The organism is Anabaena catenula FACHB-362, from assembly GCF_014698735.1.
In the GTDB taxonomy this organism is placed as follows: domain Bacteria; phylum Cyanobacteriota; class Cyanobacteriia; order Cyanobacteriales; family Nostocaceae; genus Anabaena; species Anabaena variabilis_A.
Window position 1 is genome coordinate 171,168 of sequence record NZ_JACJTQ010000003.1, and the last position, 25,057, is coordinate 196,224.

The following is a 25,057-nucleotide window of genomic DNA, read 5'->3' on the forward strand; positions in this document are numbered from 1 at the left end:
CAGGACTCAGCACTCAGGACTCAGCACTCAGGACTCAGGACTTTGCTATAGTCAACTTTTTCAGCAATTCAGGAATCTGAGCCGGACTTTCGGCAACTGGAATTTGTGCTGCTTGAAAAGCTGCTAATTTACTTTTGGTTGTCCCAAAATTAGTATCGCGTCTCACAACAGTTGTTCCCGTTCCCATCTGTCGCCAATTCTTGGTTAGTGGTGCGTGTCTACCTGCTATGTAGGCAATTACTGGTTTATCAATAGCTTCAGTTATGTACTGCGCTGCGGCTTCTTCACTTCTACCTCCTGGTTGACCGACTAAAACGATCGCTTCGGTGGTTTCATCTTCATCCAGAATTTGCAGCCATTGGAGGAACGATGAACCAACTATCGCATCACTACCAATGCTGACACTAATCGATTGACCTAAACCAGCTTTGGTTAATTCCCAAGCTACTTCATAGGTAAGAGTACTGCTGCGACTTACAATCCCCACTCCTCCAGGGGTATAAAATTCACTTGGTTGCGTACCTAAGAGAATTTTGCCGGGGACGATAATTCCCGGACTGTTGGGGCCTACCACTAAGATCTCACGAGTCTCAGTTTTGCGGAGTAGTTGCACCATATCTAAAGGTGGGACACCAGCGGAGATAATAATTATCTGCACAATATTAGAAGCGATCGCTTCTAATGCTGCATCTAGCACTTGGTAAGGGTGTACACAAATAATTGTGGTGTCAATTGTCCCGAATTTGGCTGTCACCTCCTCTACTAAGTCAAAGACTGGGAGATCGTACATTTGCTGTCCCCCACATCCAGGATTGACACCAGCTACCAAATTAGTGCCATATGCTTTCATTTGAGCAATATCAGTTGCTGATATAAATTCAGAGAACCCTTGGATTAAAACTTTGCTGTCTGGCGTTAAGTTCATAAAATTTAGTCATTAGTCATTGGTCATTGGTGATTGGTCATTGGTCATTGGTGATTGGTCATTGGTCATTAGTCATTAGTCATTGGTGATTGGTGATTGGTGATTGGTGATTGGTGATTGGTGATTGGTCATTGGTGATTGGTCATTGGTCATTGGTGATTGGTGATTGGTGATTGGTGATTGGTGATTGGTCATTGGTCATTGGTGATTGGTCATTGGTCATTGGTGATTGGTGATTGGTCATTGGTGATTGGTCATTGGTGATTGGTGATTGGTCATTGGTGATTGGTCATTGGTGATTGGTCATTGGTCATTGGTCATTGGTGATTGGTCATTGGTGATTGGTCATATCATGTTCGCTTAATTACTTATCCAAAAAAACTCTCCGCGTCACCGCGTCTCCCTATCTCCGCGTCGGCCTTAATTATCAGTCTTTAACCGAACACGATATCATTGGTCATCAGAAACGAAAGCGTACTATTTTCTGTGAGCAGGTAACTTGACTAGACGGACTGCTTGGGCCACAGCTTCATCTAAATTTTCTACTAATATCAGAGTGTCACTCTGGGTTTTGAGTGCGGCTAAATATGTTCTGGCGCTATGGAAATCACTACCACCAAGACGGACAACCAAGCGTGGGATGTGTAACGGCTTACTTTTACTGCCATTGGCGCTTAATACCTGAGATTGGAGTTCCCTTGGGTCTAGTTGTAGGAAGTTGGCAATGATTTCTGGCATTTGGGACACTTGAGGAATAGTACCCAGAAAGTTAATCAGAATCACTTGAATGCTTTTATCAGCAGCTAAAATTTTCAGCCCTGTTTCTAAGCGATCGCTAAAGGTCGTTGGTGAGGTATCAGTTAGAAAAGAATGTCGTAAATTTAAAGAAATTCCAGGTTTACCACCAGCATTGGCGACTGCATCTAAGGTTGTCAATACTGAACCAGTACCATTGCCTAAGATACCGATTTTACCGTGCATTTCTACGCTATCCCAGTCACCCAAAATACTGTTATTTTTATTTCTACTATTACGACTCAACATCTTGGCCGCCATTTGGGCTATTTCTGGATGACGGTTAATCGCCCGTTGGTTGACTCGGACTTTACCATTGAGCGCCATAACTTGTCCAGATGCGCTGACTGCTAGAGGATTTATCTCTACCAAGTCTAGGTCTTTCTGCACAAATAACTGGTACATTTTTTCGACAATGTCGCTGATTGACTGCATTAGCGACCCCTGCAAGCCCATTTTTAACCCCAATCTTCGGGCATAAAATGGCGAGAATTCTTGTTCTACAACCACATATTGCATTTTATCCCCTGGGGATTCCCAATCGATATCCGGTTCTTTGCAACCTAAAAGCACTGGACGACAGAGGGCTGTGTCTAAAACAACGGCAAGATAAAATTCTTCTTTGGCATCATACTTTGATTCTGCCAGTAAAACTTCTGGCAATTCTCCCCAAATTGGTAAATTAAAGATATTTTGGGCAGCTGCGATCGCATCAATTGTGGTTTCTACAATCCTCACTCCACCTGCTTTGACCCTTTCATCTGCGTGTACTTGCGATTTTAGTACAATCGGATAGCGAATTTTTAAGCGTTTTAAATCTGTAGGATGGTCAATTCGTTGGGATGGTAATACAGGAATGCCCATCTTTCCAAACCATTCTTTAACTTGGTATTCCAATAAATCCATTGACACACACCTTGTATTAACAATTCCAAAGTAGGTATCTGGTGCTGTCTTATATGTTATACAGCACCTAGATTACATAAACACACTTTGGTTGACTAGAAAAACTTATTTAGCACCAATCAATTTTATCGAATTCGGCAGAAGTGGTAAATTCATTTCCCAGAGCAATGACTTCTACTATTTGGTTGATTAGACTTGATCTACCTCCTGCTGTCAACTTGCCCGTCTCTAAAATTACTGAACTATTCTTGTATATTTTTCCTTAGATAATTTATACTCGCATTTGGATTGTTTAATTTATCATCTAGCGGTATAAAAAACTAGAAGGATAAAGAATCACTCCTCTGGTGCTTTCTGGTAACATATTGAACTTTGTGTTAAAAAGTTGTTCTATGAGATGTGAAACTGGGGATGGTGGGACTATGCATCTGTATGTAACAAACGCAAGTACTTTATCTGATCTGGTCAAAGGATTTTGGATTTTAGATTGGGGATTTGGGATTGACCCCGACCACTTTTGTTACTGGGCTTGGGGATTTTGGATTTTATGAAATCTAAAATAGCAGGGTCAAAGATAATAAAAACTTTGAAGAAGGAGTCAGGAGTCAGTAGCCAGGAGTCAGAATCAATCAGTCGGGGATTGGGTACCCACAACTGAATTGTTGCACCACCAAATCTACGATTTGGTGGGGGTCTTAAACCCGGTTATTCATCCGCCACTCGCATAGAATTAATTCTGTTAGCGGTAGCGGGGCGTTGAGCAGCCTTCTGAATTCTGACTTCTGAATTCTGTTCGATAAAACTATATAGAAAATTAGCCGTACCGCTCTATGAAAATAGCATTCCTACAAGAAGATATACAGCTTTTAGCAAGTATTTTGCAGGAACAATTACTACTAGAAGTTCCATCTGGCAAGGCTTTCCAGGTTAGATGCGCTGTCCAAAATGACGAATTGATGGTTTTGACTCAACATCCTCCAGGTGTGACAGTTGATACCCAAAAAATATTTGCGGTACTAGAGGAAGCATTCCAGTGGCAATCCCAATACCACGGTCAAAGGGTACAGTTTTATGTCAGGGTTTCTGGAGAAAAGCTACCCTATGCCAAACAATCCCTCACGGTGAAGGCTAAGGAGATACAGTCAAGTGAGGAGATGAAGAGAACAGAAGAAAGCGATACTCTCAAACCGAGTGCTGAAGCCAATATCCTCATTTTTCCACCTCCGGATTCTCCCAAAACCGCATCTCTGGGAACGGACGACTACATCTCCAAGAATCCCTTTTCTTTAACCACGGACGACTATATCTCCGAGACTTCATTTTCCTCCATTAAGGATGACCACATCTCCGAGAATCCCTTTTCTTTAACCACGGACGACCACATCTCCGAGACTTCATTTTCCTCCATTAAGGATGACCACATCTCCGAGAATCCCTTTTCTTTAACCACGGACGACTATATCTCCGAGAATTCATTTTCCTCAATTAAGGACGACTATATCTCCGAGAATTCATTTTCCTCAATTAAGAACGACTATATCTCCGAGAATTCATTTTCCGAGACTCCAATTATTGATGAGAATTATTTGGAGGACCAAGATAAGTTTGACCCCTTTGCAGGTGGGCAAAATTTATCAAAGAGCAAAAAGTTATCACTTCCACCTTTACCTATTCTCTTAGGTGCTGTATTGGGTGTGGCTGTCATCTGCGGTGGTGGTGCTTTCTTTCTGACTCGCTCTTGTGTGATTGGTGGATGTCCAGAATTACAAATTGCCAAACAATTCCAAAGCGAGTCTCAGCAACTAATGCGGCAAGCTAAGTCAGAAAAACAATTGTTAGCAGTGCAACAACAACTAGAAACCACTATCTCTAGTCTAAAAGTAATTCCTCAATGGTCTCCTCGCTACCAGCAAGCTCAGGAACTGGCTTCAAGTTTTTCTGAACAGTCAGGAAAAATTAGTTTGGTGGTAAAAGCTTTACAGGCAGCAGCTGCGGCAGAGCAAAAAACTAAAACTCCTGCCAATAGCCTCGAAGAATTACGCACTCGACAAAGTTTATGGCGGCAAGCGATCGCTCCACTAGAGTCTATCAAATTTGGTCAAGAACTCTACGGGCTGGTGCAGGGAAATTTGCCCAGTTATCAACGCAATTTACAATCTTTAAATCAGCAGTTGCTCAAAGAAGAAACATGGCTGAAAAAACTAGCCACAACAAAAGTTTTAGCTGATGCCAATATCCAGCGCGAAGCTACTGCTAAATCCGGGAATGACTGGCAAAAGTTGAAGTCGGCTTGGCTGAAGGTGGTTAATACTTTAAAAAGTATTCCCCAGGGTAGTACAGGATACCAAGAAGCACAAAACTTGCTCACAGATTATCAACAGAAATTCAACTTTGCAAGCGATCGCGCCACAAAAGAAACTGATGCCTCTACAATCTACCAACGAGCTTTAAACATAGCTAATCAAGCTAAAGTCCAAGGACAAAAAAATCAATGGCAGGAATCTGTAGATTCTTGGAAGGAAGCTTTGGATATGGCTAACAAGATTCCCCAAGATAGCTTTTATTACAATCAAGCACAATCCCTCATTCCACCCTATAGGACTGCGCTGGCACAGGCAGAAGAAAAATTCCAACTCTATGGTAATTTGACAAAAACTCGCGCTGATCTCAACACCACTTGCGTTAATGGAATACGGTTTTGCGTTTTTAACATCGAAAACAAAGGCATTATCGTCCGCTTAACCCCGGAATATGACAAACAACTAGAAAGTGACAACCCTAATATCCAAAGTCACTTCCAAGCCTTGCGAGACGCTCTAGGAGTAGTTGGTGAAAATGCCCAATTACCTCTATTCATCTACAATTCCCAAGGACAAGAAAGGTATATGAAGATGCCGCAATAGGGTGCAGGGTGCAGGGGGCAGGGTGCAGGGGGCAGGGTGCAGGGGGCAGGGGGCAGGGTGCAGGTAGAAAAAGGGTTTTACTCTACTGAATTTCTGATCAAATCAAACAAACTCACCGCGTCTCCGCGTCTCCCCATCTCCCCATCTCCCCATCTGGAGCGTCACCCCATCTGGAGCGTCCCTACATCTCTCTATAAACCCAAATGATTTTGTAGTGCTTGGCGCATTTCGCTCACAGGTACTTTTTCCTGTTGCAACCAAATTTTTAAGGCTGCTGCACCTTGTTGGACTAGCATTTCTAAACCATCAATGGGAATTGCTTTTTGTTTTTCTGCTAGTTGGAGAAACCGAGTCGGTTTAGGAATATAAATCAAATCATAAGCAATAACATTGGGTGATAAATACTCCATTTCATCTACACTTAAAGGCGAATTTTCTATATGGGGATGCATCCCTACAGGAGTTGTATTTACTAGCAAGTTAGCTTGGGGAATTAGCTTTGGTAATTCTTCCCAATAATGCACTTGAAATTTATCTGCAAAGATTGAATTCTGCCAACTTTGCCGAAATTGTGATAACTTCTGCAAATTTCGCCCCACCACATGAATTTCTGCCAAACCTAGCTGAATACAACCTGCAACAACTGCTCTCGCTGCACCACCATTACCTACAATAACTGCGGTTTTCTGACTCCAATCTTGGTGATACGTTGTTTGTAAAGGGGCAATAAATCCTTCTACATCTGTGTTTGTTCCCACCCACCCGTTTCCTTGACGAGTCACGGTATTGACTGCACCGATAGCTTGAGCGATGGGTGAAATTTCTGATAAAAAAGGTAATATCGCCTGTTTGTGGGGAATTGTGACACTAAAACCGACAACACCAATCGCTGCAAAACCTGCCATAGCAGTTTCTAAATTTTCTGGTGCTATGGGAAAAGGCAAATACACATAATCTAATCCCAATTTAGCCAATGCTGCATTGTGCATGACTGGAGAAAGGGAATGTTCTACAGGATGTCCAATTACTCCTAACAGTTTTGTTTTACCTGTAATATTTAGACAATAATTATGATCTTGGTTTTCCATGATTTAGTATTTTCCTAAATTATTAATTTCACTGCTATCGTAAGAATATTAACAACTATTAACATTTCTTCGTAATATGCAGACAAATATAGCACCCTCTACAACCCCAATATCTGGTCAATACTGGGAATGGCGCGGACACAATGTTTACTATGTACAGGTGGGAGAGAAACAACCTCAGCGTCCCCCCTTGCTTTTAGTACATGGATTTGGTGCTTCCACAGACCACTGGCGAAAGAATATTACAGGACTGTGTGCAGATTTTCAAGTTTTTGCCGTAGACCTTTTGGGATTTGGACGTTCAGCAAAACCCAAGTTACAGTATAGTGGCGACTTGTGGCGTGACCAACTGCGAGATTTTATTAGTGAAGTTATTGGTGAAAAAGCAGTATTAGCCGGTAATTCCCTTGGTGGTTACGCTTGCTTATGTGTTGCGTCTCAATATCCTGATAGTGTCGCTGGTGTAGTCTTGCTCAATAGCGCAGGCCCCTTTTCTGAACCAGAAGCAATACAAAGCCAAATTCAGCCTTCTCAAAACCCTGTACAGCGATTATTTGGTAAATCTATCAAATGGGCTTTTAAACAACGTTTATTCCAGTCTTTATTATTTCAATACGTGCGTCAACGTTGGGTAATCCGACGCACTTTAGAAAAAGTTTATTTAGACAAAACTACAATTACTCATCAATTAGTAGAAGAAATTCAGCGTCCTGCTTTTGATAAAGGTGCTTTAGATGTGTTTGTTTCTGTTTTTAGCACTCCCCAAGGAGAAAAAGTCGATGTTTTGCTAAAGCAATTAACTTGTCCTTTGCTGTTATTATGGGGTGAAGCTGATCCTTGGATGAAAGCGCGGGAACGTTCCCAAAAGTTTCATCAATATTATCCCCAATTAACAGAATATTTCTTGACGGCTGGTCATTGTCCCCATGATGAAGCACCTGAACAAGTAAATCCACTTCTACGTGATTGGGCTTTATCTCTTACTAAATAAAATCAAATCTGTTGTGTTCAAATATCAATTTTCATGAATTGTTTTCCATGAAGATCAACAATTATTTCATTCAAAAACATAAGTTTTAATCTCTTTCTCTACTTGTTCACTAATAATCTCTGTTCCCATACTAGGTTGATCTAGATTAACCCTGATAAAGTTTGTTTGATCTACTTCTGTAAATTGTTTATCTTGATTGGAATCTTTAATAATTTTCAGAAAAATTGCGTTTTGACTAGCAACCACTACCGAATTAACAATTTTGGTATTATTAGGGGTAATTTGCTGCAAATTTTTACCTGATAAATCAGAAATATAGCCAATAATGGCATCTTGATTGTTGATTTGGTCATCTTTATTTGTATCTTGGTCAATAATTTGATATAACCAAAATCTTGTTGTTGGTTTTCCTGCTGATTTGATTTCCAATAAATCAAAAGAATTGATAATTGCTTTTTTATTTAATAAAAGATGATTTTCACCAGTTTTTTTATGATAAAAAATCATATTGTACAATCTATTACCTCTTTGATAAGAACGAGAAAGATTTAAATCAATTTCTTTCTCTTTATCCTGCTCAACGAGATTAACTGGAATCAGAATATAATCTGATGCTTCTTTAATAATGAAATCACCGTAAATAATGTTTGTTTTTGGGTACAATTTTTCGGCTGCTTTTGCTGGTTGCGCTTTTCTATCAATTTTGGCTTCACAGGAAAAAGAAAATGTAGCTAGAATCATAGCTGTTGTCATCTTCCACAACAAACGAGATTTTCTCATTCAAAGCTCCAGCATGGTAATAACTTGGATATGTTCCAACAACAAATAAAATTATTTTAGAAAAAATACTATAAAAATCTAAAAACCTGGTCGAGGTTGACCAGGTTCTAGCGAATTCAGAAGTTTCAAATTGTTAAGGTTAAGTGAGTAATTGAAAGTCAATAACTAGGGTGGATGTTAAAACTGGCAAGTTCAGCATTTTATCCGTTTTTCCGCCTAGGGATTTGGCTCTACCTTGAGAAAAGGTGTTTTGGCCACTTTATTGTATCTGCTAAAACTTGCTTGGGCTGCTGACAGGGGACACTAAGTCATTGCCCGGTGGGTTGGTTGTGATTAGTTCTGTGTCCTTATGAATATAATTTAGCATTGGCTATTTGAGATGGAATCCTTTGTTTACTAAACTTGATGTTTTGTTTCATTTAGCAACATAAATAAAAAAATACCCTATCGTTTTTAGGGCAGGGGGTAGGGAGCAAGGAGAGGAAAAGGAGTTTTGATTCGGTGAAATTGGATAATTTATTTTTTGGAGTTCCCTAATCTGAGAATCTTAATCCTAATCACCAATTCCACATAACTGATTGTTCATCAAGATGGTCGGTGACAATGCGTCCAATCTTATCTATTTCTGCCAGTGCCTCAGCAGAAAGTTTAATTTCTAATGCTTGGGCGTTGGCTATTGCTTGCTCAGGATAACGCGCTCCAACGATCGCATTTGTTTGGGGTTGGGCAATTAACCACGCCAGTGCTAACTGAGCTAAACTACAATTATGGTCTTCGGCTATGGGGCTAAGTTCGTTTAAGGCTTGTTGAGCGCGTTCAAAGTTTTCGTCTTGAAATAATTTATTTTTAGCTCGGTTATCAGCTGGATCAAATTTATGCCCAGACAGAAATTTACCGGTTAACAATCCCTGGGCTAAAGGTGAATAAGCTAATATTGAAATGTTGTTTTCAACACAATAGGGCATAGCATCTTTTTCTACTTGCCGCCAAAATAAAGAATAGGCTGGTTGTAAACTATCAATCCGTCCATATTGGGCTGCTGCTGCTAATTGGTCACGAGAAAAGTTAGAAACTCCAATGGCTCGAATCTTACCTTGTTCTTTGAGGTGATTGAAGGCGCTCATGGTTTCTGCAATTGGGACAATTTCACTATTGAATGCACCGGCAGGCCAATGAATTTGATAAAGGTCGATGTAGTCTGTTTTCAGATTTGTTAGGGAACGTTCACAAGCTTCTATTACTTGTTGATATTTGAGATGATTTGCAAAAACTTTTGTGGCATATTCCACATTATCTCGCACATCAGCTAGAGCTTCAGCTACAATCTTTTCAGAATGTCCATCACCATAAACTTCAGCGGTATCGATGGTGGTGATTCCGGCTTCGTAGGCGGCACGGATGGTTTGAATGGAGTCGGTATCTTCAATTCCCACCCACATTTTTTTTCCGGCTTGCCAAGTTCCCATGAGGATGGGTGTGATTTGTACGGTTGATGTACCCAGTGTGCGTTTTTTCATGGTTTTTCTCGAATTTATTTCCCTGACTAGTTTTATACTTTAACCGTCTTAGACTGAAATTAAATCAGAGTCAAAGTAGATGCTCATGGAATTGACTACCACTTTTTATGCTCTTAAAGAATGGGCTGTAGCCGTAAATGCTTTGGAATACGGCCAAACGATTATGCTGCTTCGTAAAGGCGGTATTCATGAACGGAAGGGACGCTTTCAAGTTGCCCATGAGCAGGTTTTGCTCTACCCTACTTACGAGCATCAACAATCTTTCATGCTCAAAGCTGAATATGCGAATCTTGTCTATCCAGTCACTTCAGGTTGGCATCCAGACACAATTCGCATCGGTAGTTGGGCAGAAATTACGGATATTTTACCAGTTGAGGATGAGTCTATTGTTGCTAATTTACTTCCCTTTCATATTTGGAATGAGTCTTTTATTAGCGATCGCTTAAAATGGAAACCACGTCAGCCGTTATATATTCTCTTGTTACGTACTTACAAGCTACCCCAAGCGCAGGATATTCCTTATCTGGCTGAATACGGTGGTTGTAAATCCTGGATTGATTTAGATCAACAGGTGCGGTTACAAGGCTCTCAACCAGTTTTATCAGATTCTGTCTACACTCAACTAGTTGAGACTATTCGCGGGATTATTGGTGATAAGTTGTACGCTGCATCTTTTTAAGCAGCCATCATGAACTGCGTACACCAGAACACATGAAAAAAAACTTCTTATTCCCCTCCTCGCTTGCGGGGAGGGGTTAGGGGTGGGGTCTTATTTTCAAGTCAGGTGTTGGGGTAAAGCAAATGCGGAGAAAAGTTTGATAGTATCGTATTTGCTCAGACGCTTTTTGCAAACTCAATCAAGTTTTTGGATGTTGTTCTGATTGTTTTATTAAAGAATTCAATAATCAAGATTGCATCATCATCAATTCGATAAATGATCCTCCAGTTTTTATCTGCATCTCGAATACTTAATTCATGACAGTGAGTCCTATACTTGGCATAGGGCGTGAATGTGGCAACCCAAGGGATTCACTTTCCTGCAATTGCCTGAGCAGAACACCCGCTTCTATTCGCGCTTCTTGACTGAAAGGTGGGGTTTTATTAAATTCTATTTAACCACTGTTTTAGATTTTGATATGATATATCATCAAGGCTACACGAGATAGCTAACAACTTATCAGTCTGCATTTACCACAACTAGGGAATCAGTGACTATGAAAACATCTAAAAGTTTTACTACTAAGCCTTGGTGGAAGATATATAGTCGTATTAAAGGTAGGGGAATAGAACAAACAAAGGAACAAACCATAAATAACTTAGTAGTATTTTATTTGTTCTGTATTGGTCTTACTGTTTTCTTAGCAGCAATTAATGTTTGGGATTTCCCAATTAAACAGGGTCTTCTAGGGCTACTTTCTGGTATCCCATTCTTCATCTTGGGTTATGACTTCATCAAAGATGTAATAGCGACCGAATTTGATGCTGCCATTAAAAACATTGAGAAACGCTTAAAAAATGAATTTCAGCAGGAAATAAAAGAACTTCAGAACCAACATCAATCATTTTTTGACAGAAAATATATGTCCTATATAAAGCAATCTCTGCAAGAGGATACGCTAAAACTTAAACGCGTTACCTTAGAATTGAAAGAAGAATTTGCTGAAAATCCAGATGAATTTCATAAAAATTTAGATGAGGAATTTCAAAATAGTAAAGATTCAATAAAAGTAAGAAGCATTATCCACGATTTAAATAATAATGACGAATTTTTACAGAACCTAGCCGTAAGAGGCATCATAGATGGGCTTGCCTTAAAAGATGAAGAGATTAAAAAAAGAGTTAATATAGAAGGTGATCTCTATCAACTGAGACTCGATATATATGTATATCTAAGTGCTTGGTTAATTTGCAGCATTGATAATGATCTTGGCTCATTTATGCCAATAGATCCCATTGGCATGGGATACAAGAATGAAAATGATAAACCTGATAAAAAAAGTTATGAAAAAGTTATTACCGCAATTGTGAAGCTTATTGAATCTGAAAAATTCACAGAACTCACATATTACCCAGATAGTGATCCTTTATCTTGTAGTCTTACAAGGACTAGAATCGTCAATTATTTAACAAAATTAATTGATCTAATTGATAAATATTATGATAGTACGTATATCTAATAAATTTTAGAGAATATTGTAAAAGTTGTTGATGATGTATCAAAATTTTTTTTATCCCCCCTATCTTCGGGATGTTAGGGGGGATATAGATACAATCAGAGATTTTACAAATGTCCTCTTAGTATAGCAATGGACAGGGTGATTAGGACATCAATTAATGATAAAACTCAGGTTACAAAAAGGGTTTTACTCCGGAATTATGACTCCTGCTATATGCTACAAGATTGGGGATAATGCCGAATAATTCATTCTGCTTTGGCAAGTCAAATGAACAAAGTAACTCTGGAGATTTTTAACAATTAAGTTTTTGGTTTTTTGTTTACATTATCAGAGTCAAAATTTATTTGTTGACTTGCCAAAGCCTTATTTATGCTTTCCTTGTATTCATCCAACTTCTCCGCAACCATGTCAATTGTCTTCTTATCATCTGTAACTTTTGACGCTAAATGGCTAAGGTTTTTAATGTCTTGAGGTTTAGGGTTTAGACTCTGGATACTCTCGTCTACAATTTTAAAAACTGTAACAATGAAATTCTTAGCCTTTGTCTTCTTATCATCGGAAGCCATACAATTATTATCCTGAAATAAGACATTTAATCCTTCAAAGGAGGGTTTTAAACATCAGGATAATTTATATTGATTTATCAAAATTTAAATAAACACAGCAGATAGGTGTAATAATTAAGTGCGATAGAGCAAGGGGTGATTTGTCAGTTCGCTAATCTTGTAGGTTGGGTTGCGTTCCTTAACCCAACATTAACATTATCGCTGTTGTTTGTTGATAAATTTGTTGGGTTTCATTTTATTCAACCCAACCTACAGTGCTTGTAAAATTTAAACAGCAAAAAATTCCGCCATTCTTATGAATGAAAAACCCCAAACTGACAAAGACAAGCTACAGGCAATTGATATTATAAAAAATAAAGAAACAGAAAACGAAAAAGTTCTATGTTCTCATTGTCAGCGCACTGCTACGAACGGTATTAAATGTAAAGGTATTTGTGTAGCTGATAATGACTATTAGGGTATGAATTCTATCGCTCTTGAAGATTAAACCTATCGGAAACTTTAAGTTTTTTTGAGAAAAAGCAAAAGGGTAAAGGTTTACCCCTTACCCTCTGAACCAATTAGTTTTGAGATGGTATTTAGAATTAACCCGCGTTAGCTCACAGTCAGCAATTCGCGTGTTTCTGTTTTTCTGACTACCACCTGACCATCATCATCAATATCAACAATGGCTGTATCTCCATCTACAATTTGACCAGATAGAAGTGCTTCAGCCAGGGAATCTTCTAACAGGCGCATAATTGCTCGGCGTAACGGTCTAGCGCCATAGCTGGGGTCATATCCTTCGGTTACTACCCGGTCTTTAAAGCTTTCGGTGACTTCGAGTTTAATTCCTCTATCCGTCAAGCGACTAGCAACATCGAGAAGCATAATATCAGCAATTTGCTTGACTTCAGCTTTGTTAAGTTGAGTGAAGACGATAATATCATCAACACGGTTGAGGAATTCTGGACGGAAGTAAGCTTTCAGTTCTTCATTGACCAAGTTGCGAATGCGGTGATAACTAGCGTCGGCTTGATTATCAAATTCAAAGCCTAAACTCATACCGCCTTTCTCGATTACCTTAGAACCAATATTAGAAGTCAAGATAATCAATGTATTCTTGAAGTCCACTTTCCGACCTTTTGCATCGGTGAGGTGTCCGTCATCTAAGATTTGCAGCAGCATATTGAATACATCGGGGTGCGCTTTTTCGATTTCGTCGAATAGCAGCACTGTGTATGGTTTGCGCCGGACGGCTTCGGTTAGTTGTCCACCTTCGTCGTAGCCAACATAACCTGGAGGTGAACCAATCAACTTAGAAACGTTGTGGCTTTCCATGTATTCGGACATATCCAAGCGAATCATCGCCTCTTCGGAACCGAAGAAGTAAGCGGCTAATGATTTCGCTAATTCAGTTTTACCAACACCTGTGGGACCGGAGAAGATAAAGCTGGCTATGGGGCGGTTAGGACTCTTTAAGCCAACACGGGCGCGACGAATAGCGCGAGAAACAGCGGTGACGGCTTGTTCTTGACCAATTAGGCGTTTATGTAGGGTGTCTTCTAGGTGTAACAGTAACTCTGATTCTGATTCTGTCAGTTTGTTAACTGGTACGCCTGTCCAAGAAGCTACAATTTGGGCGATATCTTCTTCGTCTACAATGGGGGCTTTAGCGTTTTGCTGAGTGTCCTCGGTGTAGAGTCTACCTTGAATTTCTACTTCTTGGTCACGCAGTTTACCAGCCTTGTCAAAGTTTTGAAGTCTAACTGCTTCTTCTTTGGCTTTGGTGACACCAACTAATTCGCGTTTGAGTTCTTTGTTGGTGGAAGTGCGAGAGTTACGCAAGCGGACGCGGGAACCAGCTTCGTCAATTAAGTCTATGGCTTTATCTGGTAAGAAGCGATCGCTAATATAACGATCTGACAACTCAGCAGCAGCTACTACCGCAGCATCAGAAATATGTACTTTATGGTGCTGTTCATAAGCTCCACGCAAACCATAGAGAATTTGGATAGTTTCTGCTACCGATGGTTCTCCGACCAAAATTGGTTGAAAACGACGCTCTAAGGCTGCATCACGTTCGATGTGTTGACGGTATTCATCCAAGGTGGTAGCGCCGATACATTGGAGTTCACCTCGTGCTAAAGCTGGTTTGAGGATGTTAGCTGCATCTAAACCACCTTCTGTACCACCCGCACCGACTAAGGTGTGAATTTCGTCTATGACGAGGATGATATTGCCTTCTGTGCGAACTTCCTCCATGATTTTTTTGAGACGTTCCTCAAAATCCCCACGAAAGCGAGTTCCCGCAACGACAGAACCCATATCCAGACTGATGACTTGCTTGTTGAGCAAAACTTCAGGCACATCTTGGTTGATGATACGTTGAGCTAGACCTTCTGCGATCGCAGTTTTACCAACGCCTGGTTCCCCAATCAAGACTGGGTTATTTTTGGTGCGGCGACCAAGAATTTGCACAGTTCGTTCAATTTCTTTTTGACGACCAACTACAGGGTCAAGCTTGCCTTCCTGAGCCAGTTTGGTGAGGTTTCTGCCAAACTCTTCTATGGTTAAGTTTTGAGTACGCTTGGAACTCTTCCCTCCGCCCGCAAAAACGGTCACATCTTCACCCAAACGGCTAATTACAGCCGAGCGGATAGCGTGTAAATCAACTCCCAGATTTTGTAGTACTTTGGCGGCGACTCCTTCCCCAGCCTCTGTTAAACCTAACAATAAGTGTTCAGTGTTTATGTAGTTGTGTCCCAGGCTATGAGCTTCTCTAAATGATTGCTCAAAAAGGCTTTTTACTTTGGGTGTAAATGGGATTTCTGGTGGGACAAAACCAGAACCTCGGCCAATAATTTTTTCTACTTCTCGACGTGCATCTTTGAGGTTAACGCCCAACTCAGCCAGCACTTTAGCAGCAACCCCAGTTCCTTCTCCCATCAAACCCAGGAGAATTTGTTCCGTTCCTACAAAGTTGTGTCCCAGACGGCGTGCTTCCTCCTGAGCTAACATAATTACCCTAATGGCTTCGGAAGTGAAGTGTTCAAACATAGCGGGTTCTTGCTCCCTTGCTGCTTGTACTGTGGGTGAGATAAATTCACCCTCATGTAAAGTTTCTTGTATTTTCTTAAAGATAATGTATCTTTATTTAAGATTGAATGGCAGTGGTGAGAGCCGTATGAGCTAGGGTGTGGTTGCCGTCACTCACCAATCAAGGCGCAATTGGGATAATCTGAAGCCTTTGATCTTGATGACTCCTAAATCCTAACAGTTGTAAGAATTATGACAGAATCTTCAGGAAATAAAGATCAACAACATCCCTTATACAATCGGGATCGCCCCTTTATTGATATTTTACTCTCTCAAGAGGCAACGGACTACAATTTGGCCGAATTGGCTAGGCTGAAAATTCGCTATCAAGGCTTTCCAGGCGCACGGGACATCCAAAAAGACCTAGATAAAGTTTTGCAACGCTGGGGTTTAACGGAAACTGAACTGTTGGAAAAAACTCGCCAGTTGCACGAAGTGGGCGGAATTTATAAAAGTCGCGGCAAAAAAGAAGAGCAAGATTGGAATTAGTCATTGGTGATTGGTGATTGGTGATTGGTGATTGGTGATTGGTGATTGGTGATTGGTGATTGGTGATTGGTGATTGGTGATTGGTGATTGGTGATTGGTGATTGGTGATTGGTCATTGGTGATTGGTGTTGGCGGTAGCCTGCCGTTAGGCATATGGTCATTGGTGATTGGTCATTGGAAACTCTTAATTTTCTCCGCGTCCCCGCGTCTCCCTATCTCCCTATCTCCGCGTCCCCGCGTCCCCGTGTCTCCCTATCTCCCTATCTCCGCGTCCTCTGCACCCTGCTCCCCTGCAACCTGCTCCTTTTCCTGGGGGGTTGGTGTAGGAATTACAACTTGCGGTGGCTCTACAAATGCTTTCGGGCTGGGAGTGGGAGTGACGACTTGGGGTGGCTCTATAAATGCTTTCGGGGTGGGAGTGGGAGTGACGACTTGGGGTGGTTCTACAAATGCTTTCGGGGTGGGAGTGGGAGTGACAACTTGGGGTGGCTCTATAAATGCTTTCGGGGTGGGAGTGGGAGTGACAAATTTGGGTTTATCTTCTACAAATGCTTTCAGAGTTGGTGTAGGAGTTAGGGTTTCTGGTTGATTCAAAGATGTTTTAATAGAGTCTAAGGTGACAGCTACTTTTGCTTGTTGCTGCATATCTTGTGTAGAAGAAACCAATTTACTGAGACCATTCACAAGTTGCAGAAGATTTTGCCGGAATTTGGGATCTCCCGTTAATTCATCTAAGTCAGATGTAATTTTTTGTGTATTTTCAAATGTCACCCTGGCTGAGTCTAGGGTTTGTTGCAAAAGAACAATATTTTTAGGATCATTTAAATTTTTGGAAGCATCTTTTAAATTAGCTGAAGCTTCGGCGGCGTTAGCAGACAAAAGTTCTAAATTTTTCAATAATTCCCCTTCTGTGAGACGATTAACCGCCGGGGATAGACTGGTAACTGTCTGACGTAATTGATTGCTAGTTTGGGTAATGTTATTTAAAGCGCCAACCAGAGAAGAACGGTTTGTTGTCAATAACTCATCTAAGTTATTCAGCAAACGACTGGCTTGTTTTGCAGTTACACTAAAGTCGCTGGCTGTTACACCTAATTGATTTGCGGTTTTTGTGCTAGTCGCCGTCAGTTGATTTGTTGCCTGTTGTACTGTAGCAGCAGTGCTAGAAAATGTACCTATTTGTCCTTTAAAGCTTTTGCTGACAGTTTGGAGTTCTCGACTCAGATTAGCAACACTAGTAGCAGCATCAGCAGAGGTGACTAAAAGTCGATTAACGTTGTTAAAAAATTTCTCGTCACCGTATTGAGCCGCAAAATCAGATGATTGGCGAATCAGTTCATCAACGCTGATACCAATTTGACCTTTTAAGTTAGTAGCGCCATTGCAAATAATCAGGCTGGCATTACAATCTTTTTCTAGAGGTTTAGAAATAACTGTTTCAGTGGGTAAGCTGGCTTTTGGTGTGATATCAATAATACTTTCGCTAATTAATCCGCTTTGATTTGCCTCAATCGATGAGTTGTATGGAATTAGTAAGTTAGGATCAGTAATTTCAATTTCCACTGCAACGGCATTTACTCCCGTTTTAATATTGGAAATACTACCCACTTTTACACCACGATAACGAACTGGTGCGCCTTTTTGCATTCCCCCAGCGTTAACAAATTCGACTACAGCTTTATAAGAACTGCGTCCAGGAGTGATTCTATTCAACCACAGCAGAATTATCCCAAATGCGCCTAAACCCAGTAGAAGTAACAATCCCACTGAGCCTTCTCTTAATGTTCGTCTAGATGTGAAGCTGTTAATTAAATTCTGCATTTTTCCCTCCCCTGAAAAACTAGTCCTGATTAGCGACAACTGGAACTCTGAAAAGCTAAGAATAATATTTCACAATACCAAATCTAAAATCTAAAATCCCAGATTGTATTAACCTGCTATCTGAATTGGTCCATGTATACTCCCACTCATAAATTGTCTGATCAAAGGATGGTCAGTGTGATCTATTTCACTCACTTTACCTTGCCATTGCACTTTACCTTGATAAAGAAATACTAATTTGTCAGCTGTGCGCCGAATGGTACTTTCTTGGTGGGTAACAATGGCATAAGTACTACAGACACCTTGTGTACGTTGCAAATTGCGGATTAAATCCTCAATTACCGTTGAGGCGATGGGATCAAGTCCGGCTGTGGGTTCATCGTACAATAAAACTTCTGGACTGTCTGCGGGATTATGGGGATTAGACATAATTGCACGGGCAAAACTTACCCGTTTTCGCATCCCTCCGGAAAGTTCTGCTGGGTAAAGATGACCGATTCCTGGTAAACCCACCATCTCTAATTTTTCGTCTACTAGTTGGCGAATGTGCGATCGCTCTAATTTGGAATTTTGGTACAATGAAAATCCGACGTTTTCTTCCACTGTCAATGAGTCAAATAAGGCGGCTTGTTGAAATACCATCCCAATTCCTACAGCATCTGCCCCGTCTTCAATCAACCCATCTCGCTTTACTCCTTGGATATAAATTTCTCCCTCATCGGGTTGTAATAACCCGGCAATTATTCTTAAAATCGTCGATTTCCCAGTTCCTGATGGTCCAATAATTGCTAGTGCTTCCCCTCGCTCAATTGTCAAATCGACATTATCTAAAACCTGATTTTTACCAAAGGATTTAGAAATGCCTTTCAGTTCAATTAATGGTTTAGTTATTGATAATTTGTCATTTGTCATGGGTAATTGGTGATTGGTAATTGGTGATTGGTAATTAATAATATTTTTTGACAACTGACAACTGACAAATATGCAAGATATTGATATTTTAGTGATTGGTAGCGGTATCGGTGGCTTATGTGCGGCTGGGTTGCTTGCTCGTTATGGAAAACGGGTAATTGTCTGTGAAAGTCACACGATTCCCGGTGGTGCAGCCCACAGCTTTAAAAGACGAGGTTTTGAGTTTGATTCTGGCCCCTCTTTTTATTGTGGTCTCACCGAATCCCAGAGTTTAAATCCCCTTAAACAAGTTCTGGATGTTCTTGGTGAATCTCTCCAAGTTATACCTTATGATCCTTTAGGACATTATCACTTTCCTGAAGGCACTTTTGCAGTTTATAGCAATGGGGAACTTTACCGTCAAGAGTTGAAAAAAATCACGCCTCAAGGTGCTAAAGAATTTGAGCAGTTTGAACAACGTCTGCTAGGGCTTTACGACGCAATGAAAGGTATTCCCACCCTAGCACTGAGGGCTGATTGGCAAGTTATCCCAATATTGTTACAACGTTATTTACCATCTTTGGGGAAAATGTTGTTCAATTTGCCAATTGTACAAACTTCTGTTGGTAGTGTAATGGATGCTACTATCAAAGACCCTTGGGTCAGGCGACTAATTGACCTAGAATGCTTTCTTTTATCTGGTTTAAAGGCAGAAGGAACGATTGCCCCAGAGGTAGCTTTTATGTTAGGTGAACGTTGCCGTGCTGGGGTTGAGTATCCTTTAGGAGGTAGTAAAGCCATTGTCGATGCTTTGGTGCGGGGTTTGCAACGTTGGGGTGGTGAGTTGCGCTTGGGTTGTCATGTTGAAAAAATTATTGTAGAGACGTTTCATGAAACATCTCTAAAACGTGTTGTTGGTGTGAAGTTGAAATCTGGTGAGATTTTGAAAGCACCAATAGTAATTTCTAACGCTACACTTTGGGATACTTACAATCACCTGTTACATCCTGAAGATTTACCCGCAAGTTATCGTCAAGCTGCTTTAGATACACCCGCAGTTGAAAGCTTTATGCATTTACACTTAGGCGTTAAGGCAGAAGGCTTGGCGAATTTAACAGGACATCATGTGGTGGTTCATGATTCCCATCAAGATATTACTGTTCCTGGGAATACTTGCATGATTTCCATTCCCAGTGTGTGGGATGCTTCTTTAGCACCAGCAGGACATCATGTGGTTCATGCTTATACCTTGGAACCTTATGCAGGATGGGAACGCAATGATGATTATGAAAACCAGAAACGGGAAAAAGCACAAACTTTATACCGCGCCCTAGAGCGAATTATACCGGATATTCGGGAGCGTGTGGTATTGGAACTGATTGGTACACCTTTAACTCATGCTCATTATTTGCGACGCTATCAGGGAACCTATGGCCCAGCTATTGCTGCGGGTAAGGGGATGTTTCCTGGGACACATACGCCGATAAAGGGTTTATATCGGGTAGGAGATAGCACTTTACCAGGAATCGGTGTTCCTGCTGTCGCTGCGTCGGGTATTTTGTGTGCGAATACGTTGGTGAGTGTGTCGCAGATGTTGGAGTTACTTCTGTAAACTTGTAATTTGCTAAGATAAAACAGCCTGCCAGCAAAAAGAAAAATTATGAGTCCTATTAATTCTGAGGAGGAATTTCTGGCTACACAAAAGGTTATCAATTTCCTGATTGATAAAGGTGAATTAACACCTGATGAAGAAGATTATTTAGATGTTTTAGGTACTCTAGTTTATGAGTACGAAGAAAAGCACAATACCATACCAGATATTTATGGTGTGCAGTTACTGCAAGCGTTGATAGATGAATTTGGGTTGCAGCAAAAAGATTTAGTTCCTATTTTTGAAACCGAATCTATTCTATCTGAAGTTTTGAGTAAAGAACGACCTTTGACTGTTGATCATATTCACAAGCTTGCGGAGTTTTTTCATATTTCACCGGCTGTATTTTTTGAGGCAGTTCCTTAGAGGTATGACATTTAAGAAGGAGAAACTAGAGGAATATAATTGGTATACTCCCAAATTTTAGTTTTATTTTTAAACGCAAAGGAACGCTGAGGTTCACGCGGAGGAACGCTGAGGTTTAATGAAGATTTTGGGTTTTGTGGAGGGGAGTTAGAACATACTTGTAATTAACTGAAGTTGGTATTATAGCTGTAGCCAGGATAATTAGGACATTATTAATCCTTGAAACTTAGATATAATAAGGCTTTCCCTCCTGCCTCCTGCCCTCTGCCTCCTGCCTCCTGCTATATATTCTTGAATGCAAATAATAAATGCAGACAATTTTCACTAAACATCGCCTACTTTGGGCAATTTTACTTCTGGTTAGCGCCTTGGTAATAACGTTATTAGTTTCCCTTTCTCAAGGTGCGGTTCCTTTGAATTTATCGGAATTTTATCAAGCAATTCTACGCCAAGGCGACCCAATTAAGCAAACTATTCTTTGGGATTTACGGCTACCTCGCATTGTGGCGGCGTTAATTGTGGGTGCGGCTTTGGGAATGTCTGGCGCACTTTTGCAAGGAATGTTACGTAATAGTTTGGCTGACCCTTTTATATTGGGAATTTCTGCTGGTGCAGGACTAATTGTCATTATTATGATTGTTTTGCAAGTCTTCCCGATAGCGATTCCTTTAGCAGCTTGGTTAGGGGCAATTTTGACTTCTGCGATAGTTATTTTCCTCGGTCGCGCTGGTGGGGGAATTTCGGTAGAAAGATTGATTTTAGGAGGGGTTGCAGTTAGTGCTTTGTTTGGTTCTGTACAAAGTACGTTGTTATTAATGGCGGAAGATGGACAGGTGCAAATTGCGTTAAGTTGGTTGGTGGGTAGTTTAAATGGTCGGGGTTGGACGGAAATTTCTACAGCTAGTCCTTATATTATTGTGGCTTTATTGTGCGGATGTTTGTTGGCGCGATCGCTCAATGTCTTGGCTTTGGGTGATGATTTGACTGTAGGGTTGGGGGTTTCGTTACTGCGATCGCGTTTATTAATTGGTGGTATTGCTACTTTATTAGCCGCAGGTGCTGTTAGTATCGGTGGTTTAATCGGTTTTGTGGGGTTGGTTGTTCCTCACGGTGTACGTTTAATTGTGGGAACAGATCACCGTTTTGTTTTACCACTTTCAGCTTTAGCGGGTGCATGGTTACTGATGTTTGCAGATTTACTTTCTCGACTAGGTGCAGTAGAACTTCCTGTAGGTTCAGTGACTGCTTTGTTGGGTTCACCGTTGTTTATTTGGTTGCTGTATCGTCGTTCTGGTGATATTAACAAGTTTTAAGTATTCGTGCAAAATAAATTGCATATTTAGAGGAGGGAATAGGGAATAGGGAACTTGTACTGAGCGCAGTCGAAGTATAGGGAATAGGGAATAGGGAATAGAAGAAGATTATAGGGATTTCTATTTTTTTGCGAAATGTATAATTAATTTTGCTGAGGTACTTAACTAGTTCAGGGGGTTTAAATCTCCATTACAAAACTTAATTATGAATTACGAATTACGTTGGCGCAGCCTGCCGGAGGCACTATTACGAATTATTTTAATACTTATAATTAGGACGGACGCAGAGATTCTTTAATCAGCAATTAAGCCCAGATAATTACACAGTCAATCTGATGTAACTATTAGTAAGATGTATTTTCTCTGGGAGACATACGCCGTTGATTCATCATTTCTCGCTGTTCTGTATTAAGAACGGCTTGAATTTGTTTTCGTTGATTGCGTATAATTTTATTAACTGCCTTTTTTTGATTTGCTGACAGATTTAGCGATTGCAGTCTACTCATGGACAATTTATCACTACTATTATCAGCAGATTCAAATTCCTCTTGCTGTTCGGGAGATAGGAGTGCAACTACTTTCGCTTCATTTTGCGTTCTAATTCGTCTTATTTGTGCTTTTTGATTGTCAGTTAAGTTCAGTTCTGACATTTGCTCTGGATATCTATTTATATCTCTTTGGGATGAGCGATAATTTGTGCCATTGTCAGATGAGTTATTATTTGTGTCATTTTCAGATGAGTTATCATTTGTACCATTTTCAGATGAGTTATCATTTGTGCCATTTTCAGATGAGCGATAATTTCTGCCATTTCCCGTAGAATCATTAGGAAAAGAAGTTCGATTAGGAGAAGATAATTGACATCCTGTAGTCAAAATAGCGATGGCTAAAACCGCTGCGGGCATAGCAAAAATACTCAACATCCGTTTATAGTTCATGAATTGATACTCCATAAATACATCTCAATCTAATAGAGGCATAATATTTTTATATCAGTTATTTTGGGGTTAGCTCCAAAAATTATAGCTGCTTTTAACAACTTAAAAAAAGTACCATCTCTATCTACTTAAATAAAGTCGATGTGAGATGGTAATAACAATATTTATTAAAAATATTAGGAACGATAGTCTACCTTAATATCGACGTTCTCGACGAAATTCTGGTTGGTAGCGAAATTCTCTTTCTCTACGAGTTTCTTGTCTGTGATTATTGTCTCGTCTGCGGTTATTGTCTCGTCTGTAATTATTGTCTTGTCTGTAATTATTGTCTTGTCTGCGGTTATTGTCTCGTCTGTGGTTATTGTCTTGTCTGTAGTTATTGTCTCGTCTATGACGAATTTCTTGCCGATAATTTCTATAATTATTTGGATGATCAGCTAATGCTGGAGATATGCCTACACTACCTAGTGTGATTAAACCAAGTGTACCAAGCAAGATAAGAGATTTGTGTAAATTCATAGTCAGTTTTCTTGAGAATGAAATTAGTTTTAGGGTTGTTTGATTCCAACCTACTTAAAGCATAAAATTAGAGTTGCATGGCAATATAGGTAAAAAGTCACTAATCTGTTCATGACTTTAGTCATGTTTATCTAATATTCTGAACAAGTAATTATATTGCAAAAACTCGTGTATTCTGCTAGAAATAGAATAGCATATCAATTGTTTTTTTATATTTTAAAATAAATGCCTCTAGAATTACAAAATCTCACAGGTGGTTATACTGTTTCGCCAATTATTCAAGATATTAATCTTTCTTTGCAAACTGGAGAATGGTTAAGTTTAGTTGGTGCTAATGGTTCTGGTAAATCTACATTACTCAAATTAATTAGTCGAATTCTTTCACCACAGCAGGGAGTCATATTATTAGATGGGAAAGCAATTCATTCACAACCTCCCAATTTAATTGCTCAAAAATTGGCGCTTTTACCCCAACAACAAACAGTTCCTGTAGGTTTAACAGTACGTCAATTAGTGAGTTTAGGAAGAACACCTCATCAATCTTGGTGGCAATGGGAATTAAGTTCTGAAGATAGACAAAAGGTTGAAGCAGCAATTAAAAAAACCCAATTAGAAAAATTTAGCAATCGCTTAATTGAAGAATTATCAGGTGGTGAAAGACAACGGGCTTTTTTAGCTTTAGCTTTAGCTCAAGAACCAAAGGTGTTATTATTAGATGAACCCACCACTTATTTAGATATAAATTATCAATTGCAATTATTGGAATTATTAAAAAATCTCAATCAGCAGCAAAATTTAACCATCGTCACAGTTTTACATGAATTAAATTTAGCCGCGCGGTATAGTTCCCGAATTGCTTTATTAAAACAAGGTCGTCTTTGGGAAGTTGGTACACCAGAAGCAGTGCTAACACCAAATAATATTGCTCAAGTTTTTGGGGTAGAATCTATGATTATTAACACACCCGTTGGCTTACAAGTTTGTGCTATTTCTGCTGTTGTTTAGAAGATGTTTTAAAAGTCAATTGCGATTTATCATCGTCATTGCTAAAATAAATATAACTATACTTTTTTATTCAAATATGAAATTACCAGAACTTGAACAAGCAACAATAGACAGGATTGTAGAAATGGCATGGGAAGACAGAACTCCTTTTGATGCGATTGAAATTCAATTTGGGCTACTCGAAAAACAAGTGATTGCTATAATGCGTCGAGAGATGAAAGAATCTAGTTTTAGAATGTGGAGAGAGCGTGTAACTCAGCGGAAGACGAAGCATTTAAAAAAGCGAGATTTTATCGCGGGGACTTTTAAATCTGATAATCAAAAAACTTAATCTTAAT

The 25,057-nt window shown here is 39.9% G+C and carries 23 protein-coding genes; 11 read left to right on the plus strand and 12 right to left on the minus strand.

What is annotated here, in order from left to right; genetic code table 11:
- Positions 1-34: 34 nt before the first annotated feature.
- Both H6G68_RS03975 and H6G68_RS03980 read right to left on the minus strand, forming a co-directional pair.
- Positions 35-925, minus strand: coding sequence for a succinate--CoA ligase subunit alpha (locus H6G68_RS03975; protein ID WP_190905458.1), 891 nt, complete (start codon positions 923-925; stop codon positions 35-37).
- A 477-nt stretch (positions 926-1,402) separates the two neighbouring features.
- Positions 1,403-2,626 (minus strand): succinate--CoA ligase subunit beta, encoded by a 1,224-nt coding sequence (locus H6G68_RS03980; RefSeq protein ID WP_190905459.1) that lies wholly within the window; start codon positions 2,624-2,626, stop codon positions 1,403-1,405.
- 830 nt (positions 2,627-3,456) lie between these two features.
- On the opposite strand from H6G68_RS03980, the gene H6G68_RS03985 reads away from it, so the two are divergent.
- Positions 3,457-5,529, plus strand: a complete 2,073-nt coding sequence (locus H6G68_RS03985; RefSeq protein WP_190905460.1) for a hypothetical protein — start codon at positions 3,457-3,459, stop codon at positions 5,527-5,529.
- A gap of 191 nt (positions 5,530-5,720) precedes the next feature.
- On the opposite strand, the gene H6G68_RS03990 is transcribed toward H6G68_RS03985, so the two are convergent.
- Positions 5,721-6,617, minus strand: coding sequence for a shikimate dehydrogenase (locus H6G68_RS03990; RefSeq protein WP_190905461.1), 897 nt, complete (start codon positions 6,615-6,617; stop codon positions 5,721-5,723).
- A 76-nt stretch (positions 6,618-6,693) separates the two neighbouring features.
- Here H6G68_RS03990 and H6G68_RS03995 point away from each other — a divergent pair, with 76 nt between their 5' ends.
- Complete coding sequence (locus H6G68_RS03995; protein WP_190905462.1) at positions 6,694-7,608, plus strand: alpha/beta fold hydrolase; 915 nt, start codon at positions 6,694-6,696, stop codon at positions 7,606-7,608.
- 66 nt (positions 7,609-7,674) lie between these two features.
- Here H6G68_RS03995 and H6G68_RS04000 read toward each other — a convergent pair whose 3' ends face one another.
- Positions 7,675-8,388: a hypothetical protein gene (locus H6G68_RS04000; protein ID WP_190905463.1), complete on the minus strand. Its 714-nt coding sequence runs from the start codon at positions 8,386-8,388 to the stop codon at positions 7,675-7,677.
- 557 nt (positions 8,389-8,945) lie between these two features.
- Positions 8,946-9,905 carry an aldo/keto reductase gene (locus H6G68_RS04005; protein ID WP_190905464.1) on the minus strand — a complete coding sequence of 320 codons (960 nt, stop codon included), beginning with the start codon at positions 9,903-9,905 and terminating at the stop codon, positions 8,946-8,948.
- 79 nt (positions 9,906-9,984) lie between these two features.
- Between H6G68_RS04005 and H6G68_RS04010 the strand changes: the two genes are divergently transcribed.
- Positions 9,985-10,584, plus strand: a complete 600-nt coding sequence (locus H6G68_RS04010) for a DUF1802 family protein (RefSeq protein ID WP_190905465.1) — start codon at positions 9,985-9,987, stop codon at positions 10,582-10,584.
- Between the two features lie 535 nt (positions 10,585-11,119).
- Positions 11,120-12,082, plus strand: a complete 963-nt coding sequence (locus tag H6G68_RS04015) for a hypothetical protein (RefSeq protein ID WP_190905466.1) — start codon at positions 11,120-11,122, stop codon at positions 12,080-12,082.
- A 299-nt stretch (positions 12,083-12,381) separates the two neighbouring features.
- Here H6G68_RS04015 and H6G68_RS04020 read toward each other — a convergent pair whose 3' ends face one another.
- A complete protein-coding gene (locus H6G68_RS04020; RefSeq protein ID WP_190905467.1) occupies positions 12,382-12,648 on the minus strand; it encodes a hypothetical protein in 267 nt (88 codons plus the stop codon).
- 295 nt (positions 12,649-12,943) lie between these two features.
- Here H6G68_RS04020 and H6G68_RS04025 point away from each other — a divergent pair, with 295 nt between their 5' ends.
- Positions 12,944-13,105: a hypothetical protein gene (locus H6G68_RS04025; protein ID WP_190905468.1), complete on the plus strand. Its 162-nt coding sequence runs from the start codon at positions 12,944-12,946 to the stop codon at positions 13,103-13,105.
- A gap of 137 nt (positions 13,106-13,242) precedes the next feature.
- On the opposite strand, the gene H6G68_RS04030 is transcribed toward H6G68_RS04025, so the two are convergent.
- Positions 13,243-15,687 (minus strand): ATP-dependent Clp protease ATP-binding subunit, encoded by a 2,445-nt coding sequence (locus H6G68_RS04030; protein ID WP_190905469.1) that lies wholly within the window; start codon positions 15,685-15,687, stop codon positions 13,243-13,245.
- A gap of 231 nt (positions 15,688-15,918) precedes the next feature.
- Between H6G68_RS04030 and H6G68_RS04035 the strand changes: the two genes are divergently transcribed.
- Complete coding sequence (locus H6G68_RS04035; RefSeq protein ID WP_127052857.1) at positions 15,919-16,215, plus strand: DUF3288 family protein; 297 nt, start codon at positions 15,919-15,921, stop codon at positions 16,213-16,215.
- On the opposite strand, the gene H6G68_RS04040 is transcribed toward H6G68_RS04035, so the two are convergent.
- The 3 genes from H6G68_RS04040 to H6G68_RS04050 all read right to left on the minus strand — a co-directional run bounded on the left by H6G68_RS04040 (position 16,212) and on the right by H6G68_RS04050 (position 18,927).
- On the minus strand, positions 16,212-16,376 hold the full coding sequence (locus tag H6G68_RS04040) for a hypothetical protein (protein WP_190905470.1): 165 nt from the start codon (positions 16,374-16,376) through the stop codon (positions 16,212-16,214). The two genes, H6G68_RS04035 and H6G68_RS04040, sit on opposite strands and share 4 nt — an antisense overlap.
- A 91-nt stretch (positions 16,377-16,467) precedes the next feature.
- The gene (locus H6G68_RS04045; RefSeq protein WP_242045128.1) at positions 16,468-18,036 is read right to left on the minus strand and encodes an MlaD family protein; all 1,569 of its coding nucleotides are present in this window, start codon (positions 18,034-18,036) and stop codon (positions 16,468-16,470) included.
- 108 nt (positions 18,037-18,144) lie between these two features.
- On the minus strand, positions 18,145-18,927 hold the full coding sequence (locus H6G68_RS04050) for an ATP-binding cassette domain-containing protein (protein ID WP_190905510.1): 783 nt from the start codon (positions 18,925-18,927) through the stop codon (positions 18,145-18,147).
- 91 nt (positions 18,928-19,018) lie between these two features.
- On the opposite strand from H6G68_RS04050, the gene H6G68_RS04055 reads away from it, so the two are divergent.
- The 3 genes from H6G68_RS04055 to H6G68_RS04065 all read left to right on the plus strand — a co-directional run bounded on the left by H6G68_RS04055 (position 19,019) and on the right by H6G68_RS04065 (position 22,257).
- Positions 19,019-20,539: a phytoene desaturase family protein gene (locus tag H6G68_RS04055; protein WP_190905471.1), complete on the plus strand. Its 1,521-nt coding sequence runs from the start codon at positions 19,019-19,021 to the stop codon at positions 20,537-20,539.
- Positions 20,540-20,587: 48 nt separating this feature from the next.
- Positions 20,588-20,944 (plus strand): helix-turn-helix domain-containing protein, encoded by a 357-nt coding sequence (locus H6G68_RS04060; protein ID WP_190905472.1) that lies wholly within the window; start codon positions 20,588-20,590, stop codon positions 20,942-20,944.
- A gap of 308 nt (positions 20,945-21,252) precedes the next feature.
- Positions 21,253-22,257, plus strand: a complete 1,005-nt coding sequence (locus H6G68_RS04065; protein WP_190905473.1) for a FecCD family ABC transporter permease — start codon at positions 21,253-21,255, stop codon at positions 22,255-22,257.
- 344 nt (positions 22,258-22,601) lie between these two features.
- Here the strand turns inward: H6G68_RS04065 and H6G68_RS04070 are convergent, their stop codons facing one another.
- Both H6G68_RS04070 and H6G68_RS04075 read right to left on the minus strand, forming a co-directional pair.
- Positions 22,602-23,195 (minus strand): Spy/CpxP family protein refolding chaperone, encoded by a 594-nt coding sequence (locus tag H6G68_RS04070; RefSeq protein ID WP_190905474.1) that lies wholly within the window; start codon positions 23,193-23,195, stop codon positions 22,602-22,604.
- A gap of 195 nt (positions 23,196-23,390) precedes the next feature.
- A complete protein-coding gene (locus H6G68_RS04075; RefSeq protein WP_190905475.1) occupies positions 23,391-23,714 on the minus strand; it encodes a hypothetical protein in 324 nt (107 codons plus the stop codon).
- A gap of 225 nt (positions 23,715-23,939) precedes the next feature.
- On the opposite strand from H6G68_RS04075, the gene H6G68_RS04080 reads away from it, so the two are divergent.
- Both H6G68_RS04080 and H6G68_RS04085 read left to right on the plus strand, forming a co-directional pair.
- Entirely contained in the window at positions 23,940-24,719 is a 780-nt protein-coding gene (locus H6G68_RS04080; protein ID WP_190905476.1) for an ABC transporter ATP-binding protein, read from the plus strand.
- Positions 24,720-24,795: 76 nt separating this feature from the next.
- Positions 24,796-25,050, plus strand: coding sequence for a TIGR03643 family protein (locus H6G68_RS04085; RefSeq protein WP_127052875.1), 255 nt, complete (start codon positions 24,796-24,798; stop codon positions 25,048-25,050).
- The last annotated feature ends 7 nt before the right edge of the window (positions 25,051-25,057 follow it).

Bases quoted from the DNA above. Each gene is read 5' to 3' on its own strand.
- H6G68_RS03975 (WP_190905458.1), bottom strand. From the start codon at position 925: ATGAACTTAACGCCAGACAGCAAAGTTTTAATCCAAGGGTTCTCTGAA.
- H6G68_RS03980 (WP_190905459.1), bottom strand. From the start codon at position 2,626: ATGGATTTATTGGAATACCAAGTTAAAGAATGGTTTGGAAAGATGGGC.
- H6G68_RS03985 (WP_190905460.1), top strand. From the start codon at position 3,457: ATGAAAATAGCATTCCTACAAGAAGATATACAGCTTTTAGCAAGTATT.
- H6G68_RS03990 (WP_190905461.1), bottom strand. From the start codon at position 6,617: ATGGAAAACCAAGATCATAATTATTGTCTAAATATTACAGGTAAAACA.
- H6G68_RS03995 (WP_190905462.1), top strand. From the start codon at position 6,694: ATGCAGACAAATATAGCACCCTCTACAACCCCAATATCTGGTCAATAC.
- H6G68_RS04000 (WP_190905463.1), bottom strand. From the start codon at position 8,388: ATGAGAAAATCTCGTTTGTTGTGGAAGATGACAACAGCTATGATTCTA.
- H6G68_RS04005 (WP_190905464.1), bottom strand. From the start codon at position 9,905: ATGAAAAAACGCACACTGGGTACATCAACCGTACAAATCACACCCATC.
- H6G68_RS04010 (WP_190905465.1), top strand. From the start codon at position 9,985: ATGCTCATGGAATTGACTACCACTTTTTATGCTCTTAAAGAATGGGCT.
- H6G68_RS04015 (WP_190905466.1), top strand. From the start codon at position 11,120: ATGAAAACATCTAAAAGTTTTACTACTAAGCCTTGGTGGAAGATATAT.
- H6G68_RS04020 (WP_190905467.1), bottom strand. From the start codon at position 12,648: ATGGCTTCCGATGATAAGAAGACAAAGGCTAAGAATTTCATTGTTACA.
- H6G68_RS04025 (WP_190905468.1), top strand. From the start codon at position 12,944: ATGAATGAAAAACCCCAAACTGACAAAGACAAGCTACAGGCAATTGAT.
- H6G68_RS04030 (WP_190905469.1), bottom strand. From the start codon at position 15,687: ATGTTTGAACACTTCACTTCCGAAGCCATTAGGGTAATTATGTTAGCT.
- H6G68_RS04035 (WP_127052857.1), top strand. From the start codon at position 15,919: ATGACAGAATCTTCAGGAAATAAAGATCAACAACATCCCTTATACAAT.
- H6G68_RS04040 (WP_190905470.1), bottom strand. From the start codon at position 16,376: ATGACCATATGCCTAACGGCAGGCTACCGCCAACACCAATCACCAATG.
- H6G68_RS04045 (WP_242045128.1), bottom strand. From the start codon at position 18,036: ATGCAGAATTTAATTAACAGCTTCACATCTAGACGAACATTAAGAGAA.
- H6G68_RS04055 (WP_190905471.1), top strand. From the start codon at position 19,019: ATGCAAGATATTGATATTTTAGTGATTGGTAGCGGTATCGGTGGCTTA.
- H6G68_RS04060 (WP_190905472.1), top strand. From the start codon at position 20,588: ATGAGTCCTATTAATTCTGAGGAGGAATTTCTGGCTACACAAAAGGTT.
- H6G68_RS04065 (WP_190905473.1), top strand. From the start codon at position 21,253: ATGCAGACAATTTTCACTAAACATCGCCTACTTTGGGCAATTTTACTT.
- H6G68_RS04070 (WP_190905474.1), bottom strand. From the start codon at position 23,195: ATGAACTATAAACGGATGTTGAGTATTTTTGCTATGCCCGCAGCGGTT.
- H6G68_RS04075 (WP_190905475.1), bottom strand. From the start codon at position 23,714: ATGAATTTACACAAATCTCTTATCTTGCTTGGTACACTTGGTTTAATC.
- H6G68_RS04080 (WP_190905476.1), top strand. From the start codon at position 23,940: ATGCCTCTAGAATTACAAAATCTCACAGGTGGTTATACTGTTTCGCCA.
- H6G68_RS04085 (WP_127052875.1), top strand. From the start codon at position 24,796: ATGAAATTACCAGAACTTGAACAAGCAACAATAGACAGGATTGTAGAA.